This is a genomic window from Vibrio sp. SCP2, from assembly GCF_059295395.1.
Map to the genome: position 1 here is coordinate 1 of NZ_JCAFVV010000009.1, position 16,395 is coordinate 16,395.

The following is a 16,395-nucleotide window of genomic DNA, read 5'->3' on the forward strand; positions in this document are numbered from 1 at the left end:
CGTATTCTCTATCCAAGGTCGTGGTACAGTAGTAACTGGTCGTATCGAGCGCGGTATCCTAACTGTAGGTGACGAAGTAGAAATCGTTGGTATCAAAGAGACAACAGTAACTACATGTACTGGTGTTGAGATGTTCCGTAAGCTTCTAGACGAAGGTCGTGCGGGTGAGAACGTTGGTGCACTTCTACGTGGTACTAAGCGTGACGAAGTAGAGCGTGGTCAAGTACTAGCGGCTCCTAAGTCAATCAACCCACACACTAAGTTCGAATCAGAAGTATACGTACTGTCTAAAGATGAAGGTGGTCGTCACACTCCATTCTTCAAAGGCTACCGTCCACAGTTCTACTTCCGTACAACTGACGTAACTGGTAACATCGAGCTACCAGAAGGCGTAGAAATGGTAATGCCAGGCGATAACATCAAGATGACTGTTGAACTAATCGCTCCAATCGCGATGGACGAAGGTCTACGTTTCGCAATCCGCGAAGGTGGCCGTACAGTTGGTGCTGGTGTTGTTGCTAAGATCTTCGACTAATTCTTCGGGATTAATTGAAATCTTGCACACTTCTTCTTTTTTGAAGAACGCGCATTAGAGAAAGGGAAGCTTCGGCTTCCCTTTTTCGTTTTTGGTTATAAGGGTTGGTTTGCTTTAACCTCTCTAACTCACTGAAAAGACGTCTTCATTTTTCTACGCTTGTTTCTCTACAGTTTAAGCCTTTGAAACTCGTCATCTCACTCTAGAACGATATAACAAAATGTTCTTATTATTTCTCCAACACAACTAGTAACGATAACAATTCTTGTTTATATTTATTCTCGCAAGTAGTAAGTGGAAGTATTTTTATGTTCGTATGTCTTTGTCATGGGATTTCAGACAAGAAAATTAGGAAGTTAGCGATTGATGAAGGCGTAACTGATATTAAGGGAATTAAAAAATGCACCGCGCTGGGTAGCCAATGTGGCAAGTGCATTAAGATGACCAAAGAAATTTTAGCCGAAACAGAGTACTTACAAGTGAAACAAGCCAGCTAATTTATAGCTGAGCCTTTTTGACACCTTCTTATTTGGAACTAGATTTATAAGAGCCAAAGAGGAGGGCTTATGTCATGAAAGGCGATCCAATCATAATCCAACATCTCAATAAAGTGCTCGGTAATGAGCTCATCGCTATCAATCAATATTTTCTCCACGCACGAATGTATAAAGACTGGGGTCTTAAGCATTTAGCTGACAAGGAATATCACGAATCAATTGATGAAATGAAACATGCGGATCATTTGATCGAACGAATTCTATTCCTTGAAGGGCTACCGAATATGCAAGATCTCGGTAAGCTGATGATCGGTGAAGATGCCAAAGAGATGCTTGAGTGCGATTTAAAACTTGAGATGGCAGCAATTCCAGATCTGAAAAACGCTATTGCTTATGCGGAAGATATTCACGATTACGTCTCTCGCGATCTGTTCCAAGATATCCTAGAAGACGAAGAAGAGCATGTTGATTGGCTTGAGACACAACTCGGCTTGATTGATATGACAGGTATTCAGAACTACCTACAAGCGCAATATGTTGATGAGGATGAAGATTGATTGCATTTTTGCAGAGATAAAAAGACCCCCAATAATTGCTGTGCATTTATTGGGGGTCACTTCATTTAGTCAGGGATTTTGTACTTTGGTTAGCCAAATAAGATTAGACCCCAAGTGACTACCACCAAAGAGAGGGCAACAAAGACAGCAGCAGAGCCGATATCCTTCGCACGTCCGCTGAGCTCGTGATACTCGGAGCCCACGCGGTCGACAACCGCCTCTATCGCTGAATTAAGCAGTTCAACCAAAACCACAATGAACAGCGTTGCTATCATGACCACTTGCTCAAGTTTTGTCACAGGTAGGAAAAAGGTCGCTGTAGCCATGATGATCAGCAATATCACCTCTTGGCGAAATGCAGCTTCGTAACGCCACGCTGCCGTTAACCCTTTTATTGAGTAACCAGTAGCGTCAATAATTCGTTTGATACCGGTTGCACCTGGCTTCATTGGTTTTCTCCTTGGGTTAAACAAGTGGCAAATATATCAAGCTCTGCGTTGTACTCGCTGGTCGTAATGTCCATCAAGCCCAACACAGAGTGGAAGAAGTTATCATGAGATAGCTTTTCATTCGATACTTTCTGCATACATTGTTCATCAAGCTGGTGTTTAGTGACAAATTTGTCTGACATCCAGGTAATCATAGGTACATGAGTCTGATGTTTGGGTGCAATAGATGCTGGCATACCATGGAGGTAGACACCATTCTCACCTAAAGACTCACCGTGGTCAGAGACGTACAGCATCGCAGTGTTGAACTTGTCTTCATGTGATTTTAGCTTGTCGATTAGCTGGCTTAGTAGATAATCGGTGTAAAGCAAAGAGTTGTCATAAGTGTTCATCAACTCTTCTCGACTGCAATTTTGGATGTCCGCCGTATCACAGGTTGGAGTAAACTTCTTAAATTCTTCAGGGTAGCGTTTATAGTAGGTAGGGCCGTGACTTCCAAGTAGGTGCAGGACAATAACTCCGTCGGTATCCAGTGAGTTAATGTGCTCATCTAACCCTTCAAGCAGAATCCCGTCAAAGCAAGTTCCCCACTGGCAATACTTCTCTTGTACTTTTACTTGTTCGTGGCCATCAATATAGGTAATACGGTCGCACGCACCTTTACAACCACTATTGTTGTTCTTCCATAACACATCGACACCCGCATGATCGAGGATATCAACGACACTATCTTGTCGGCGTGCTTTAGAAGCGTTGTAAGAGTATTTGGTCATGTTCGAGAACATGCATGGCACAGATACCGCAGTGCAGGTACCGCAAGAGGTGACGTTAGGGTAATTGATCACACCTTCTTGCTTAGCTAAGAACGCATTGGTTTGTTTTTCGTAGCCATTAAAAGAGGAGTTTTCTGCACGGGCGGTCTCCCCGATCACCAACACAACTAGATTTTTGCGTGGATTATCTTGGTTACGGTTTACAGCGTCAGTGCCTATTTGAACATAAGGTAGATTGGCTTCGTACCAGCGCTTATTTACAACACGCGCTGTGGCCGTTATATAGTTGGTTGGGTTTAAAGCCGATCCAAGCTCGCTGTTGTTGCGTAGCAGTGATGCGTAGTCTTTAAAGTAGACCGAAGCAATACAAGCAACAACTAAGACAGATACCATTAAGCTAGCGAATTTTAGCAGTAGCTCTTTTCCTAGGTGGCGGAATTCAACCTTAACTCGGCTAAGCAGCAGTAGCGGTAAGATCGCGAGAGCGAAGTACCAAATGAAGGCTGACATAGAAAGGTAGCTGGTTGCTTCATGAGTGTCTGTTTCTATAACACTGACAATCATCCCATAGCTGAGTACGATTCCGTACTGGTGCATCGCGTAAGTGGCAGCGGCGGAGATAAGTATAATCAAGTTAACGATAAGGCGATGGATCAAAGGCCAAGTTAGGAGAGTAAAGAGGACATTCATGATCGCCAAGACAACAATGGGCAGTGTGAGCTTTAGCCCCCATGAGGCCTCGGGCATAGTGGCAAAGATTGAATTGACTCGTTCCCAAAGTGCTATGTTTTGAAACAGAGTAAAAAATAGGGCGATTACTAGAGTGTAGGTAACACTGTTCATGCGTATCTTCATTATTATCACCAGTAGGTAAGGTGTCATACCAAATGAAATTTGCCGCCATTATCCATATAAGTGATGAAAAGTGAAGATGGTTCGAAGTCAAATTTTTGCCAATTATTTAGTAGATAAAAGAACCAATGATGCTTTTTCTAGATAGGTACTTTATCTTAATAGTTGTCAGATTGAGTCATCTCGGTTCTTGAAGCGTTGATTTGACATTAGGTTGTAAGGCTAAACTGTTGAGTTTGGCGAGTTAAACTTGAGGCCTTCTTTTTCTCTTGCTTAAACTGCTTTCTTTCTGTACTATTCGTGCTCCTTAAAACTCGGTCAATTATCTTTAGTTCCTTGCTTCCTCTGGACGACCGAGCCATTTGTGGAAGCTGAATAATCCGTAAGGAGCAACCAATGCGTCATTACGAAATCGTATTCATGGTGCACCCAGATCAAAGCGAGCAAGTTGCTGGCATGATCGAGCGTTACACTGGTTCAATCACTGAAGCTGGCGGTAAAATCCACCGTCTAGAAGACTGGGGCCGTCGTCAACTGGCTTACCCAATCAACAAGCTTCACAAAGCTCACTACGTTCTAATGAACGTTGAAGCTGACCAAGCTGTAATCGATGAGCTAGAAACTGCTTTCCGTTTCAACGATGCAGTTCTACGTAACATGATCATGCGTACTAAAGCGGCTATCACTGAGCAATCTATCATGCTTAAGCAGAAAGAAGAGCGTGCTCCTCGTCGCGAAGAGCGTGCTGAAGCTAAGCCAGAAGCAGCTGCTGAGTAATCAATCTTATGACCAATCGAATGGAGCTCTCTGGCACCATTGCCAAACCGCCCATTCGTAGTAAAAGCCCAGGTGGCATAGAACACTGTCGATTTTGGTTAGAGCATCGCTCTACTGTTATCGAAGCTGACTTACCGAGACAAGTTTATTGTCGTATGCCGGTAGTTGTTAGCGGGCAAAGGTCACAAGCATTAACTCAGAATTTAGTACAAGGCAGTAGCATTAAGGTAGGTGGCTTTGTCACTTATCAAACCGGCCGAAATGGCGTTGGTAAATTAGTGCTTCATGCTGACAACATTACTCAAATTTAAGATCAGGAGATAGCCCATGGCTCGTTTCTTCCGTCGTCGTAAATTCTGCCGTTTCACTGCAGAAGGCGTACAAGAGATTGATTACAAAGACGTAGCAACTCTTAAAAACTACATCACTGAAGCTGGTAAAATCGTACCTAGCCGTATCACTGGTACAAGCGCTAAGTACCAACGTCAACTAGCTCGCGCTATCAAGCGTTCACGCTACCTAGCTCTACTTCCGTACACTGACAAGCATCAGTAATCGGTTCGTTTTATAAAGAGGAATTAAACAATGCAAGTTATTCTACTTGATAAAATCGGTAAACTAGGTGCTCTAGGCGAAACTGTAAACGTTAAATCTGGCTACGCTCGTAATTTCCTTATCCCTCAAGGTAAAGCAGTTATGGCTACTAAAGCTAACGTTGAAATGTTCGAAGCACGTCGTGCTGAACTAGAAGCTAAAGCTGCTGAGCAACTAGCTGCTGCAGAAGCACGCGCTGAAAAGATCAACGCTCTTGAAGCTGTTGTTCTAGCGTCTAAAGCTGGTGACGAAGGTAAACTATTCGGTTCTATCGGTACTCGCGACATCGCTGATGCAATCACTGCAGCTGGCGTTGAAGTGGTTAAGAGCGAAGTTCGTCTTCCAGAAGGCGCACTACGTAACATCGGTGAGTTCGAGATCAGCGTTCAACTTCACTCTGAAGTTTTCGCGTCAGTTAACCTACAAGTTGTTGCTGCTGAATAATTCAGTATCAAGACGTATCTTAAAAGCACCTCTTAGAGGTGCTTTTTTTATATCTGTAGGATAGGAAAATTAGGGTCTTTGAGACTAGAAGGCAAACAGTAAATTGACCGAAAACATGCTGTCTGCTTTAAACAGTCCTTCTGGTACTTTATCGTGGTATTGGCGCGAGTAGGCCAGCTTCAGTGCAATCGTTTCTGTAATATTATTGGATACGCTTAAGTCGGTATCTGTTCGGGTGTTACTTCGCCCCGAGACGACAGTCACGGAGGCTGTCACTGAAAGATTTTCTAGCGCTTGCCATTTTGTGTTGAGATTGCCACGAAATATCCCTTCTTGAACCGTATCAGGAAAGATGATGTCGTCATCATCGATTTCATCTTTATTGGGCTCCTGATAGCGAAAACCGGGGCCAAACTCGAACTCCAGTAAGAAGGTCTCTGTGTTGGCAAATTGATAACCCAGACCGCCTGACAAGGTGTAATCTTTAAAGTAAGCGCTGTAACGTGAGTCAACACCATTGAAACTGCCATAGAGATAGGATTTTGGGCCTAACTTATAGTCGCTCTGGGCGCTGTAGCTTGATTGACGCTTATCTTCTTCACCATCTTTGTACAAAAGATAGTACTTCCACTCACCGTTAGTACGGTGGCGGCCTTTGACATACTCAGCACTGAGTCGAGAGTTTAGTGAACGGGAGTCTGAGTTTCCGCTGTGTGACTGGTAGCCAAACTCAACTTCTGAGCTCCAAGGGGAAGGAAGTTCAATATCCGTTTTGCTATGTCCTTCATCATCGGCATGGGCGAGCATCGAGCTCATAAGACCTGCACTCATTAGCCAAAATTTAGACACTCACTACCTCTATATTGATGAAACGAATGGCGCAATAGTAGATTTAAATTGACTGAATACCGTCAGCAATAGGTTAATTCTACATTAGAACTCTACAAAGTAACGCATTAGTAAAGACAAGCGCTGCATTCTCGTTATAATTAGCGATCTATAGCAAGTTGTTGAGCAAACCCATGGCCGAAGCGAAAGTAGATAATCGAAACAAAAAGTTTAACGATGCACAAGTTGATGCGATAAAAGTTCCTCCCCATTCGTTAGAAGCAGAGCAGTCTGTCATTGGCGGCCTTCTTCTCGACAATGAGCGCTGGGATACTGTAGCAGAACGTGTCGTTGCTAAAGATTTCTATAGTCGTCCGCATCGCTTAATCTTTGAGGGCGTGAAAGCGATTCTTGAAGACAATAAACCGCTCGACCTGATTACCCTGTCAGAGTTTCTCGAACTGCGTGAGCAGCTTGAAGATGTGGGTGGTTTTGCTTACCTTGCTGACTTAGTTAAAAACACACCAAGTGCGGCCAATATCAATGCTTATGCTGAGATTGTTGCCGAGCGTGCATTGGTTCGCGACCTGATTGGTGTGGCCAACGAAATTGCGGATGCCGGTTATGACCCTCAAGGACGTGGCTCTGAAGACTTACTCGATCTTGCTGAAAGTAAAGTTTTTGCCATTGCCGAATCTCGAACTAACGAGAACGAAGGCCCGCAAAACGTCGATAATATCCTAGAGAAAACCCTCGAACGTATCGAACTACTATATAAAACGCCGCAAGATGGTGTAACAGGTGTTGATACCGGCTTTACTGACCTCAATAAAAAGACCGCCGGTCTACAAGGCTCTGACTTAGTGATAGTTGCCGCGCGTCCATCTATGGGTAAAACCACTTTTGCAATGAACTTGTGTGAAAACGCAGCCATGGTGCAAGAAAAACCGGTGCTGATTTTCTCGCTAGAGATGCCTGCGGAACAGATCATGATGCGTATGCTAGCGTCGCTTTCTCGTGTCGATCAAACCAAGATTCGTACCGGTCAACTTGATGACGAGGATTGGGCGCGTATCTCTTCTACCATGGGGATCCTGATGGAGAAGAAGAACATGTACATCGATGACAGTTCAGGTCTAACTCCGACGGAAGTTCGCTCTCGTGCTCGCCGTATCGCACGTGATCACGGCGGCTTATCGATGATCATGGTCGACTACCTTCAGTTAATGCGTGTACCTGCGCTGTCCGATAACCGTACCTTGGAAATCGCCGAAATTTCTCGCTCACTTAAAGCGCTAGCAAAAGAATTGAATGTCCCTGTAGTGGCACTTTCGCAGTTGAACCGTTCCCTAGAGCAACGTGCTGATAAACGCCCGGTCAACTCGGACCTTCGTGAATCAGGCTCTATCGAGCAGGATGCCGACTTGATCATGTTTATCTATCGTGACGAAGTATATAACCCTGACAGTTCAATGAAAGGCACGGCAGAAATCATTCTTGGTAAGCAACGTAATGGTCCTATCGGCTCGGTTCGCTTAACCTTCCAAGGTCAATGGTCACGCTTTGATAACTACGCAGGTCCTGCGTTTGATATGGATGACGAATAACGCATGAGCTACATGAAAGCAGCGACAGCGTTTATTAATCTCGAAGCGTTAGAGCACAACCTAAAACAGATTAAACAGCAAGCTCCAAACAGCAAAGTGATGGCGGTTGTAAAGGCCAATAGCTATGGTCATGGCCTGCGCCACATTGCTAAGAATGCCAAAGGTGCGGATGCTTTTGGTGTTGCTCGTATTGAAGAAGCACTTCAGCTAAGAGCGTGCGGAGTGGTTAAGCCCATTTTATTGCTTGAGGGTTTTTACTCTCAAGGCGACCTGCCTGTTCTGGTTACCAACAATATTCAAACCGTGGTTCACTGCGAAGAGCAGTTACAAGCGCTTGAACAAGCTGAGCTTGAGACGCCAGTGGTTGTTTGGCTCAAGATTGACAGCGGAATGCATCGTCTGGGCGTCAGACCAGAGCAGTACACAGAGTTTGTCACTCGCTTAAAAGCGTGTCGCAATGTCGCTAAGCCGCTACGTTACATGAGCCATTTTGGTTGTGCTGATGAGTTAGATAAAGCGACCACCAATGAGCAAACCGAACTGTTCCTAACTTTGACCGAAGGGTGTGAAGGCGAGCGTTCATTAGCCGCATCGGCTGGACTGCTTGCTTGGCCTGATAGCCAGTTGGATTGGGTTCGCCCTGGGATCATCATGTATGGTGTTTCGCCGTTTAATGACAAAACCGCTGAGCAGATGGGCTATCAACCTGTAATGACACTCAAGTCGCATCTTATAGCAGTACGTGATGTTAAAGCGGGTGAAAGCGTCGGTTATGGCGGAATTTGGACTAGTGAACGCGATACTAAAGTTGGTGTGATTGCGATTGGCTACGGTGATGGTTACCCAAGAACGGCGCCAAATGGCACACCAGTACTGGTCAATGGACGTAAAGTGCCGATTGCAGGTCGAGTTTCAATGGACATGCTCACCGTTGATTTGGGGGCTTATGCACAAGATAAAGTAGGCGATGAAGCCATTCTATGGGGCAAAGATCTCCCCGCAGAAGAGGTGGCTTGCCACATAGGTACCATTGCCTACGAACTGGTGACTAAGCTAACGTCACGTGTTGATATGGAATATTCCAACTGACTATGTACCAAAAAATTACGACAGTGCTGGCCTTAAGTGCCAGCCTTTTTGTTTCAAGCTCTGCGTTAAGTGAAGAGAAAGATTCGGCGTTTTTACCGTTTTACTTTAGCACCGAAACCTTAGGTAACACCGTTGGTATAGCAGGGGTAGCAAAAGGGGTAGGGCAACCACAAGCTGCCTTGTTTGGTGCGGCCTTGTACACAGACAAAAAAAGCTATTTAACGTATCTTTCGGCTTTTAACTACGCACTGACTGAGCAGCTACTAGTTAGCTCCCAGCTGTATAAAGCGCAATTTAATCAAAACCCTTACTACATCGGTGATCAAGGCAACAACGATTCAGTCGCGAGTGATAAGACGGTTACTAATGGCTTAGAGCAGAACTACGAGGTAGAGTTTAAGTATCTATTGCCATGGGGTAATGTTGCACAAAATGGTCTGCTTGGCGTCTTTCAACCTATTCGAGATGTCAGCTTTGCCTCACCACTTGAGTCTGGTGTGAGCTCCATTAGCTTGACGCCTTTCTATTCCTCCCGCCGTCTAGACATCAATAACACCACTGAAAAATCGACTGGATTTGAACTGATCCTAGATTGGGATAACCGCGACAGCGTGCGCAACCCAACCAAAGGCTCACACACAGCGCTGACGACAACAGTGGGTGCTCATAGTTGGCAAAGCGAAGATCGTTGGACTAAGGTTGAGTTTCAAAACAGCCAATACTTTGCGCTGGGCCCGCTTGGTGAGTTGTTTGATCAACAAGTTCTAGCGTTTGATTTTTACACCGCGGATACCCCCAACTGGAACAACGAAAGGCCACCAGAGCAGGAACAGGTCAGTTTAGGTGGATTATATCGATTACGCGGTTACACCAGTGGGAGATTTCACGGACGAAGTGCGGTGCATTATTCCGCTGAGTATCGGGTGATCCCTGAATGGCAACCTCTCGATGAGATCCCACTGCTCAATTACTATGACTTACCGTGGTGGCAATGGGTGTTTTTTGCCGAAGCAGGTCGAGTGGCCGATCAATATGATCTTAAGACACTGCATAAAGATATGAAATGGAATCTAGGTGGAGCGGTTCGTTTCCAAGTAGAAGGGATCGTTGTGCGGGCAGAGTACGCACAAGGTGCTGATGAAGGTACTTTCAGAGTGATGATCAATCAGCCTTTCTAGCTGACTCATTCATCACCTTTTTAGGCAAGGGGCGGTCAACTGAATGCCCCTTTCTATTTTCTTCGCTTAGTTACGCTTCTTTCTTAAACTGTCGTAGGTAGCGATAAACAGTATCAGGGGAGATTTCAATCTCTTGTGCTGCTATTGAGACGGCATCTTTAACGTTAAACAACCCTTCATTAAACATTTTACGTACGATTTCTTTGGTGCGTTTCGCTTTGGTTAGTCCCATGCTATCGGCATGTGATTTAAACTTAGAAATCGATGTGGTCAACATATCGTTGGCACTTGGCGAAAAGACTTCCGGCGACTCCGTAATGGCGTCAAAAGAAACCCCAGCAGGCAGCATAGAGCTAATCACTGAATGCATTGGCGCATCCATGTTTGTGTTGATACACAGCATGGCGATAGGGGTGCTGCTGTCGTTAGAAATAATGGTGGTGACTGAACGAATCATTTTTCCGCAAATTGAGCGAGTAAAGTAAGGCTCTGTGACTTGGTTGCCATCTTTCAGTTTTTCTATTGCAAGGTTAGTGATTGGGGCACCAACGGAACGCCCTGTTACATGGCCATTGGCTATTTTGACTATCGATGGATTGTCGATATCTAGTGAATGCAGTGCCACTTCAGTGTGCTCCCCATACATTGCTGCAATGCCATCAACAATGTTGTAGGTAGAGCGGATGATAGCCTTATCTGAATCGGTAAGATTAACTAACATTATGTCCTCGAAAAAAGCCATCACAAAAAGTGATGGCTTAACTTAGTGATGGTTTATCATCGTATTATGCTGACATAATTTCAATGATCTGGTTGTCGGTAATGTTCATTCCGAGGCTAATCATTCGACCTACATTTCGAATCGTGGTTTCAATATTGTCGGAAATAACACCTTGGTTAGCAGCTGCGTGATTACGCATTGCCATCATCACAGATTTCACCGCGGCGGTTGTGGAGCTTCCAACTTTCATTGCACAGGTTGCTTTTGCCCCGTCACAAACCATACCTGAGGTATCACTAAGGACGTTCTGAATCGCGTAGCAGCATTGTTCGTAAGTGCCACCAGCGAGATAAACCATTGCCATTGCTGTTGCAGAACTGGTCACTGTGTTACCACAAAATGCTGACAGCGGTGGATAAAACGATTTCATGTAGATGGCACCTAAATGGCTCATCACCAAAGCGCGACAGGTTTTTTCGTCATCTGCGTTTTTATGCTCAGCCATAAAAACAACAGGTACGGTCGCAGCAATACCTTGGTTGCCTGAGCCATAGTTACTCATCGCTGGCAGTGATGCGCCTCCCATACGAGCGTCACTCGCTGCTGAAGTATATTTGACGATGTTTTCTGTTAGCGATGTACCGCACATTAACTCGTCGCTATCCATTGAGCGACCAACTTGAAGGCCATATTGGTTGACCATGCCTTCTTGGGATAACGCCATATTGAGGTTTTTCGCCTCAAGCATAAAGCTAATGTCAGAGAATGGAACATTGACTGCGAAATCATAAATCTGCTTCATTGAGATATCGACACCTTCACAGATAGAAGCAGTTCCAGCGCAGCTAGCTTCGCTATCAACTTGCATCGCAAAAGTGACTTCACCATTCATACGCTCTTCGACAATACGCGTGTGACCACCACTGATAATAATTTCTGACGTGTTCCCAGCGGCAGTAGCAACCGCACGGCAGAAAATAAAGTCATCGGCTTCAACACGATTAACCGTAATCAACTCTTGATCAATAAGATGCTGAGCTTTATCGACATCTTTTGGAGTGATATTGGCTAACACTTGCAAGTCTGCGTTTGCATCACCTGCAACATAGCCACAGGCCGCAGCAATGTGTAGGCCTATTTTGCCCGTACGTGGGACGAACACACCCATCGAGTTTTTGTATAGGTTGTCGGAAACACTGATTTCAAGAGATTCAAGTGGTTGATTATCAAGTCGAGCACTTGCAACTGCAGCAGCATAGGCGGCTGAAATTGGTTCAGTACAGCCAAGAGCTGGCTTTACTACAGACTTGATTATCTCGATGTATTTGTTCCATTGCTCTGACATAGTTTTAACCCTTATTTTTTATGAGCGATTGCTTCAACTTCGACTAAGACGCCCATAGGTAGATCTTTGACCGCGAAGCAGCTGCGTGCTGGGCAATCGGTTTTGAATACCTCGGCGTAGACTGCATTGAATGCAGCGAAGTCTTCAATATTTGCTAGGTAGCAAGTGGTTTTCAGTACTGTTTCAGCACTACCACCTGCTGCTTCTAGAACAGCCACTAAGTTTTCAAGAGACTTTTTCGATTGTTCAGTAATACCGCCTTCAACTACACCACCAAGCGCTTTGCATACTGGTAATTGACCAGAGGTGAAAATGAGGTTTTCAAATGTCGTACCGTGTGAGTAAGGGCCGATGGCTTCAGGTGCACTTGGTGCGGTTACTAATGATTTCATACTTGTTCCTAATTTAGGTATTACACAATACCTTTGCCTTGTTTGTGCAAGTAATATTGCAAATTTAGTTGCATTTAACAAGTCTTGTAAATTGATTTAAGTCAATATTGTTTCCGTAAATGCCTTTTATTGAAAGGGTTGGTTGTATTTTTTGATCTTGATTATCCTTTCAAATAATTTTGCATATTTGATATTGAAAGATTGTTTGATGTGGAATATATTTGCTCAAAACTTACTCAGAGACACTGTTATGAAAGGTAAACTAATCAAAGCGGGTTTGACCGCGATTGCTCCACTTTGCTTAGGAGCATTCCCATTTTCATTTATCGTTGGCGCACTGAGCATTCAGTCTGGGATGGATGTTGTACAAAGTACTCTATGGTCCTTCACTGTATTTGCCGGTTCTGCCCAAATGGTGGCGTTAGGGCTACTGCAAAATGGCGCAAGCATTGCCGTTATTGCTTTAACCACTTTTATTATCAACTTACGCCATGTGCTCTATAGCGCTTCTCTGTCTGAGCATGTCAAACAGTACCCACTGCATATTCGCTTCTTAATGTCTTATGGCTTAACGGATGAAGTGTATGCTTCAAGCATCACCGAAATGAAAAAAGAGAACGAAGGCCGACATTGGTTTTACTTAGCGGTAATGGGAGGTTTTTGGGCTAACTGGGTGCTAGCGAACTGTGCAGGTGCACTCATTGGTGCCTCTTTCCCTGATATTGCCAATTACGGATTAGAGTTTGCGATGGTTGCAGCCTTTATTGCGATTGTTATTCCACAAGTGAAAAGCCGCGAGTGTATTGTCGCTGCGCTTGTTGCGACGTTTGCAGGCATCTTGCTTTCTGGTTTGCCTCACTCATTAGGTCTTGTTATCGCTGCCGCTTTAGGTGTATTCGCTGGCTATCAAATGGACTTATCTACTGAGAAGCAGCAACTTGAATCTGAAACTACATTGAAAGCACAAACTGAGGGCGCATAACATGGAAACATCAACCTTCATTCTACTGACTGTGTCTATGGCGATTGTGACTGTCGCGATTCGTTTTAGTGTGATTGCTTTTGCGGGGTCATTTGAAATGTCTCCACGTTTAAAGAAAACGCTGCGTTTTGTTCCTGTCACCGTGTTACCTGCCATTATTGCGCTAGAGATTCTGGGTACAGGATCAGAAATTGCCTTTAACTTGGAAAACCCTAAAGTGTTGGCTGCCATAGTATGTACTCTAGTTAGCCTAAGATTCGACCTTGTTTGGGTCGTGGTAAGTGGCGTCGCCTCACTACTTTTCTTCCAAGCGATTCTATAACTTACTTCTAATTATTAACCCTACACTGAAAACGGAGCCAATGGCTCCGTTTTTCTTGTTAGTACAACTCGCCTTGTAAGGTCGCAATAATTGTCCGGCTACCGCCGTAATCTCGATGCTCTCCTAAATAGATTCCCTGCCATGTCCCGAGTGCCAGTCTGCCCTGACTAATTGGAATCATCACACTGCAACCTAATGTCGAGGCTTTAATATGAGCGGGCATATCGTCATCCCCTTCATAGGTGTGCTTGTAATAGGGGGCACGCTCTGGAACTGAGTGATTGAAATGCTTTTCCATATCGTGTCTCACGGTTGGATCAGCGTTTTCATTGATGGTTAAGCTTGCCGAGGTATGCTGAATAAATAACTGTAATAAACCGACAGAATAATCAGAAATCTGAGGTAATTGTTGTTCAATTTCATCGGTAATGAGATGAAAACCGCGCTGCTTAGCTGGGATTTGAATGATTTTTTGAGTCCACATATGGATGTCTGCTTACAATTTGAACTTGAGCTCTCGTTAAGCTTGCTCTAGGTTAGTGATACAATCCTAAGCGCTCATATGACGTTTGTTTAGTTTTGAAGCAGGGAACGTGACCTAACTCAATGTGAGTGAGAGTCGCCTACGTCATAATGTGCGCTTGAAAAAAAATTACAAAGTCTTGTTTTGTGGCATTTTGCCCTAACATACCTAATATTATTATTTTGCTTAATCGGGGATTCCACCAGTTTTCGCTAGGCTGTATGGAATAAAACCTACTGTAACATCGGGATAGTAACCATGTTGAAAAATATCAATCCAACGCAAACACAAGCTTGGAACGCGCTAACGGCGCACTTCGAATCTGCACAAGATATGGATCTAAAAGATCTGTTTGCACAAGATGCAGCACGTTTTGATAAATTCTCTACGCGTTTCGGTAATGACATTCTAGTTGATTACTCTAAAAATCTAATCAATGAAGAGACCATGAAACACCTGTTCGCGTTAGCAAACGAGACTGAGCTTAAAGCTGCAATCGAAGCGATGTTCAGTGGTGAAGCGATCAACCAAACAGAAGGGCGCGCAGTGCTTCATACTGCACTACGTAACCGTAGCAACAAGCCTGTAATGGTTGGTGGCGAAGATGTGATGCCGGCGGTCAATGCAGTGCTAGAAAAAATGAAATCATTCACTGAACGTGTTATCGGCGGTGAGTGGAAAGGCTACACAGGTAAAGCGATTACTGACGTAGTGAACATCGGTATCGGTGGCTCTGACCTTGGTCCTTACATGGTGACGGAAGCGCTTGCACCATACACAAACCACCTAAACCTACACTTCGTTTCTAACGTTGATGGTACTCACATCGTTGAGACACTGAAGAAAGTAAACCCAGAAACGACGCTATTCTTGGTTGCATCTAAGACGTTTACTACGCAAGAAACCATGACCAACGCGCACAGTGCTCGTGACTGGTTCCTTGAGTCGGCAGGCGATGAAGCGCACGTTGCTAAGCACTTCGCTGCACTATCAACGAATGCGTCAGCGGTATCTGAATTTGGTATCGATACAGACAACATGTTTGAGTTCTGGGACTGGGTTGGTGGTCGTTACTCATTATGGTCAGCGATCGGTCTGTCAATTGCACTAGCGGTTGGTTACGACAACTTCATTGAGCTACTTGATGGCGCTCATGAGATGGATAACCACTTTGCGTCGACTGAACTAGAAAGTAACATTCCAGTTATCCTTGCTCTTGTTGGTCTATGGTACAACAACTTCCACGGCGCTGAGTCTGAAGCAATCTTGCCATACGATCAGTACATGCACCGTTTTGCTGCTTACTTCCAACAAGGCAACATGGAGTCTAACGGTAAGTATGTAGACCGTGACGGTAACGCAGTGACTTACCAAACTGGCCCAATCATTTGGGGTGAGCCAGGTACTAACGGTCAGCACGCGTTCTACCAGCTAATTCACCAAGGCACTAAGCTGATCCCATGTGACTTCATTGCACCAGCAATCAGCCACAACCCTGCAGGCGATCACCACCAGAAGCTAATGTCTAACTTCTTTGCCCAAACAGAAGCACTAGCATTTGGTAAAGATGAAGCGACAGTAAAAGCGGAATTTGCCAAAGCAGGTAAGAGTGAAGAAGAAGCGGCGACGCTAGCACCATTCAAAGTATTTGAAGGTAACCGCCCAACTAACTCAATCCTAGTGAAGCAAATTACTCCGCGTACGCTAGGTAACTTGATTGCGATGTACGAGCACAAGATCTTTGCTCAAGGCGTTATCTGGAATATCTTCAGTTTCGATCAGTGGGGTGTTGAGCTAGGTAAACAGCTAGCTAACCAAATCCTACCTGAGCTTGCTGATGAGTCGGCAATCAGCTCGCACGATAGCTCGACTAATGGTCTGATCAACGCATTTAAAGCGTTCAAAGCCTAATAGTATTCGCGCTTGTTAG

20 protein-coding genes are annotated in these 16,395 nt (G+C 44.6%); 13 read left to right on the top strand and 7 right to left on the bottom strand.

All coding sequences use genetic code 11. The annotated features are described in order from the left end of the window. The 3 genes from AC5O63_RS18680 to bfr form a co-directional block, all read left to right on the top strand. Positions 1 to 535 (top strand): EF-Tu C-terminal domain-related protein (locus tag AC5O63_RS18680; RefSeq protein WP_494505886.1); only part of this gene is annotated, 535 nt, incomplete at its 5' end. A gap of 308 nt (positions 536 to 843) precedes the next feature. Continuing rightward, positions 844 to 1,032 carry a (2Fe-2S)-binding protein gene (locus AC5O63_RS18685; RefSeq protein ID WP_004747097.1) on the top strand — a complete coding sequence of 63 codons (189 nt, stop codon included), beginning with the start codon at positions 844 to 846 and terminating at the stop codon, positions 1,030 to 1,032. A 74-nt stretch (positions 1,033 to 1,106) separates the two neighbouring features. Next, positions 1,107 to 1,589 carry a bacterioferritin gene (gene bfr, locus AC5O63_RS18690; protein WP_171324812.1) on the top strand — a complete coding sequence of 161 codons (483 nt, stop codon included), beginning with the start codon at positions 1,107 to 1,109 and terminating at the stop codon, positions 1,587 to 1,589. Positions 1,590 to 1,678: 89 nt separating this feature from the next. Here bfr and AC5O63_RS18695 read toward each other — a convergent pair whose 3' ends face one another. Together AC5O63_RS18695 and AC5O63_RS18700 are read right to left on the bottom strand one after the other, a co-directional pair. After that, positions 1,679 to 2,038 (bottom strand): diacylglycerol kinase, encoded by a 360-nt coding sequence (locus AC5O63_RS18695; RefSeq protein ID WP_004747100.1) that lies wholly within the window; start codon positions 2,036 to 2,038, stop codon positions 1,679 to 1,681. Continuing rightward, on the bottom strand, positions 2,035 to 3,654 hold the full coding sequence (locus AC5O63_RS18700) for a phosphoethanolamine transferase (protein ID WP_494505887.1): 1,620 nt from the start codon (positions 3,652 to 3,654) through the stop codon (positions 2,035 to 2,037). Before AC5O63_RS18700 ends, AC5O63_RS18695 begins: the two co-directional genes overlap by 4 nt. A 405-nt stretch (positions 3,655 to 4,059) precedes the next feature. On the opposite strand from AC5O63_RS18700, the gene rpsF reads away from it, so the two are divergent. From rpsF to rplI, 4 genes are read left to right on the top strand one after another with little or no spacing between them, the layout of a single operon-like run. Next, positions 4,060 to 4,440 (top strand): 30S ribosomal protein S6, encoded by a 381-nt coding sequence (gene rpsF / locus AC5O63_RS18705; protein WP_005451516.1) that lies wholly within the window; start codon positions 4,060 to 4,062, stop codon positions 4,438 to 4,440. 8 nt (positions 4,441 to 4,448) lie between these two features. Continuing rightward, entirely contained in the window at positions 4,449 to 4,751 is a 303-nt protein-coding gene (gene priB, locus AC5O63_RS18710) for a primosomal replication protein N (RefSeq protein WP_171324820.1), read from the top strand. Positions 4,752 to 4,767: 16 nt separating this feature from the next. Continuing rightward, positions 4,768 to 4,995 (top strand): 30S ribosomal protein S18, encoded by a 228-nt coding sequence (gene rpsR / locus AC5O63_RS18715; RefSeq protein ID WP_000090472.1) that lies wholly within the window; start codon positions 4,768 to 4,770, stop codon positions 4,993 to 4,995. Between the two features lie 30 nt (positions 4,996 to 5,025). After that, the gene (gene rplI, locus AC5O63_RS18720; RefSeq protein WP_004747108.1) at positions 5,026 to 5,478 is read left to right on the top strand and encodes a 50S ribosomal protein L9; all 453 of its coding nucleotides are present in this window, start codon (positions 5,026 to 5,028) and stop codon (positions 5,476 to 5,478) included. A gap of 84 nt (positions 5,479 to 5,562) precedes the next feature. Here the strand turns inward: rplI and AC5O63_RS18725 are convergent, their stop codons facing one another. Next, positions 5,563 to 6,285 (bottom strand): DUF481 domain-containing protein, encoded by a 723-nt coding sequence (locus AC5O63_RS18725; RefSeq protein WP_050809771.1) that lies wholly within the window; start codon positions 6,283 to 6,285, stop codon positions 5,563 to 5,565. Between the two features lie 215 nt (positions 6,286 to 6,500). Here AC5O63_RS18725 and AC5O63_RS18730 point away from each other — a divergent pair, with 215 nt between their 5' ends. The 3 genes from AC5O63_RS18730 to AC5O63_RS18740 are packed head-to-tail and all read left to right on the top strand — an operon-like array spanning position 6,501 to position 10,180. Beyond that, the gene (locus tag AC5O63_RS18730; protein WP_004747112.1) at positions 6,501 to 7,913 is read left to right on the top strand and encodes a replicative DNA helicase; all 1,413 of its coding nucleotides are present in this window, start codon (positions 6,501 to 6,503) and stop codon (positions 7,911 to 7,913) included. 3 nt (positions 7,914 to 7,916) lie between these two features. Then, positions 7,917 to 9,002: an alanine racemase gene (gene alr, locus AC5O63_RS18735; RefSeq protein WP_494505888.1), complete on the top strand. Its 1,086-nt coding sequence runs from the start codon at positions 7,917 to 7,919 to the stop codon at positions 9,000 to 9,002. Positions 9,003 to 9,004: 2 nt separating this feature from the next. Further along, positions 9,005 to 10,180, top strand: coding sequence for a BamA/TamA family outer membrane protein (locus tag AC5O63_RS18740; RefSeq protein WP_494505889.1), 1,176 nt, complete (start codon positions 9,005 to 9,007; stop codon positions 10,178 to 10,180). A 70-nt stretch (positions 10,181 to 10,250) separates the two neighbouring features. On the opposite strand, the gene AC5O63_RS18745 is transcribed toward AC5O63_RS18740, so the two are convergent. The 3 genes from AC5O63_RS18745 to AC5O63_RS18755 form a co-directional block, all read right to left on the bottom strand. Then, on the bottom strand, positions 10,251 to 10,901 hold the full coding sequence (locus tag AC5O63_RS18745; protein WP_494505890.1) for a helix-turn-helix transcriptional regulator: 651 nt from the start codon (positions 10,899 to 10,901) through the stop codon (positions 10,251 to 10,253). Between the two features lie 64 nt (positions 10,902 to 10,965). Continuing rightward, positions 10,966 to 12,246, bottom strand: coding sequence for an L-cysteine desulfidase family protein (locus tag AC5O63_RS18750; protein ID WP_494505891.1), 1,281 nt, complete (start codon positions 12,244 to 12,246; stop codon positions 10,966 to 10,968). A gap of 11 nt (positions 12,247 to 12,257) precedes the next feature. Continuing rightward, the gene (locus tag AC5O63_RS18755; protein ID WP_004747122.1) at positions 12,258 to 12,638 is read right to left on the bottom strand and encodes a Rid family detoxifying hydrolase; all 381 of its coding nucleotides are present in this window, start codon (positions 12,636 to 12,638) and stop codon (positions 12,258 to 12,260) included. Positions 12,639 to 12,888: 250 nt separating this feature from the next. Here AC5O63_RS18755 and AC5O63_RS18760 point away from each other — a divergent pair, with 250 nt between their 5' ends. Together AC5O63_RS18760 and AC5O63_RS18765 are read left to right on the top strand one after the other, a co-directional pair. Further along, positions 12,889 to 13,620: an AzlC family ABC transporter permease gene (locus AC5O63_RS18760; RefSeq protein WP_494505892.1), complete on the top strand. Its 732-nt coding sequence runs from the start codon at positions 12,889 to 12,891 to the stop codon at positions 13,618 to 13,620. 1 nt (position 13,621) lies between these two features. After that, positions 13,622 to 13,942 carry an AzlD domain-containing protein gene (locus AC5O63_RS18765; protein ID WP_272785804.1) on the top strand — a complete coding sequence of 107 codons (321 nt, stop codon included), beginning with the start codon at positions 13,622 to 13,624 and terminating at the stop codon, positions 13,940 to 13,942. Positions 13,943 to 14,000: 58 nt separating this feature from the next. On the opposite strand, the gene AC5O63_RS18770 is transcribed toward AC5O63_RS18765, so the two are convergent. Continuing rightward, the gene (locus AC5O63_RS18770; protein ID WP_494505893.1) at positions 14,001 to 14,426 is read right to left on the bottom strand and encodes a secondary thiamine-phosphate synthase enzyme YjbQ; all 426 of its coding nucleotides are present in this window, start codon (positions 14,424 to 14,426) and stop codon (positions 14,001 to 14,003) included. A gap of 297 nt (positions 14,427 to 14,723) precedes the next feature. Between AC5O63_RS18770 and pgi the strand changes: the two genes are divergently transcribed. Continuing rightward, on the top strand, positions 14,724 to 16,376 hold the full coding sequence (gene pgi / locus AC5O63_RS18775) for a glucose-6-phosphate isomerase (RefSeq protein ID WP_494505894.1): 1,653 nt from the start codon (positions 14,724 to 14,726) through the stop codon (positions 16,374 to 16,376). Positions 16,377 to 16,395 lie beyond the last annotated feature (19 nt).